This is a genomic window from Streptomyces sparsogenes (assembly GCF_001704635.1).
GTDB lineage: Bacteria > Actinomycetota > Actinomycetes > Streptomycetales > Streptomycetaceae > Streptomyces > Streptomyces sparsogenes.
Genome location: NZ_MAXF01000069.1, coordinates 1 through 2,020, shown reverse-complemented (window position 1 = coordinate 2,020; position 2,020 = coordinate 1). Strand labels below are relative to the sequence as shown.

2 protein-coding genes are annotated in these 2,020 nt (G+C 70.9%); both read right to left on the bottom strand.

The features are described 5' to 3' along the window. Positions 1-49 precede the first annotated feature (49 nt). A complete protein-coding gene (locus tag BBH68_RS14075; RefSeq protein WP_065962291.1) occupies positions 50-652 on the bottom strand; it encodes a GNAT family N-acetyltransferase in 603 nt (200 codons plus the stop codon). Positions 653-689: 37 nt separating this feature from the next. Continuing rightward, positions 690-2,020: RHS repeat-associated core domain-containing protein (locus BBH68_RS14070; RefSeq protein ID WP_141712997.1), on the bottom strand; the 1,331-nt coding region annotated here is incomplete at its 5' end.

Genomic DNA, 2,020 nt, shown 5'->3' with positions numbered 1-2,020 from the left:
ATCCGGCCGACCATCCCCTGCCCGGTGGGCCCCCAGCCGTAGCGGGGGATCAGGTGCGGCGCCGGGAGGCGCCCGCGCCGAGCGCCGCCGAGCCATGGAGCACGACGTCGGCGGGGCGGCCCAGGTCCAGATACATCCTGACGTCGTCGAAGCGCTCGTCGCCGACGGATATGCCGCTGGGCAGTCGGCCCCACTCCCGGAAGCCCAGGTCCTCGTACAGGGCGATCGCGCCGTGGTTGTTGCCCCGGACGCCCAGGATCAGCAGTTCGAGACCGGCCGCGCGGACGTTGTCGATCAGCGCGGACACCAGGAGCCGGCCGATGCCCCGGCCCCGGGCGGCGGGGTGCGTCATGACCTGCTGGAGCTCCGCGCTGTGCCGGTAGCTGGCTGCGGCGGTGCGGCGGCGCCACAGCGCGCAACCCAGGATCTGGCACGAGCCGTCTTCCGCCGTCGCCAGGGCGAGCGCCGCGTCCCCGGTCCGTACGTCGGCCAGGACGCCGTCGAGCCAGGCGTCGGTCTCCGCGCGGTCGGGCGGCGCGAGGTAGCCGATGGCGCCGCCGGTCTCGGTGACGGCGCGCACCAACCGGTGTGTCCTCGCGCGCAGCGCGTCGTCCAGGGTGGTGGGCCACACCAGCTCGACCGGAGTGGTCATGTCGCGTCCTGCTTTCTTGGTCGTGGGCCTGGCCTGGTCACTCCTCCATCGGATGGACCGATCGGCAAGCGGCCCAGTGCACTCGGCCCATATTCGGATCGAGCATGAATGACAGACGGACCGGATTCTTCTCCGTGATGATGGGACTGCCCTGGAGTTCCAAGCCGTCCGGTGGATGCAGCTCATAGTCCGGCAGCAACTCCCCGGGCCCGTACACCTCCTTCACCTCCATGTGTGGGCGTCCGGCGATGATCGCTCTCAAATCCATCTCGTAGAGGGGCTCGCCGTGGTAGCTGTACATGACGACCGAGGTACCCTCCGGAACCCTGGCCGGAGTGCCGTCCCCGGCGGCGATGACCCCGTGCCCGGCTATCACCTCCTCTCCGTCCGGGCGTTCGTCGGCCCATGGCTCGAACGGGTTGCCTTCATACGGCGCAAGCCCCAGGGGGTCGATCCAGCGGTGGGGGTTGAGGACGTAGGCGACGGGGTTGGGCGCGGGGGTGAGGCCGAGGGGGTCGGGGGTGGTGTAGCGGGCGGTGGTGGGGTCGTAGTAGCGGTGGTGGTTGTAGTGCAGGCCGCTTTCCGGGTCCGCGTACTGGCCGGGGAAGCGGAGGGGGGTGTGCGTCAGGCCGGTACGGTCGTCTGTCGTGGCGCCCCAGAGCGTGGTGCGGGGGCGCCAGGCGATGTGGCCGGTGTCGTCGACGAGTTCGGTGGGGGTGCCGGCGAGGTCGGTGACGATGGCGAAGAAGCGGCGGTCGATCTCGCGCTGGGTGGTGGCGTCGGTGGTGCGCTCGGTCTGGGTCAGGGGGCGGAAGCCGTCGTGTTCCCAGGTCAGCGAAACGGGGTCGGGGACGTCCGGCGTGGTGGTGGTCTGTTCTACGAGGGTGTTGCCGTCCCAGGTGAAGTCGACCTGTTCGACGACCGTTTTACCGTCCCGCGCGAGGCGTTGTTTGGCGGTGCGGCGGCCGAGGGGGTCGTAGAGGTAGCGCCAGGTGGTGCCGTCGGGGGTGGTGACGGTGGTGAGGTGGTTCTCGGCGTCCCAGGTGTAGTGCCAGGTGTCGGGCTTGTGGGAGAGGCGGGTCTTCTGGCGGAGGGTGAGGCGGCCGGCGGCGTCGTGTTCGTAGCGGACGCGTCCGGCCCGCGTGATGCGGGTGCCGGTGTAGACGCGGGCCCCGGTGGTGTCCTGGTGGTGGTCGGTGGACCAGGTGGCGTGGGTCTGGTTGCCCGCCTCGTCGTAGGCGTAGCTCTCGGTCCAGTTCTCGGCGCGGACGGCGGTGACCCGGCCCGCCTCGTCGAGGTCGAAGTCGCGGTGGCCGCGTAGGTGGTCGTCGATGCCGGCGAGGTGGCCGTCGGGGCGGGTAGGCGCGG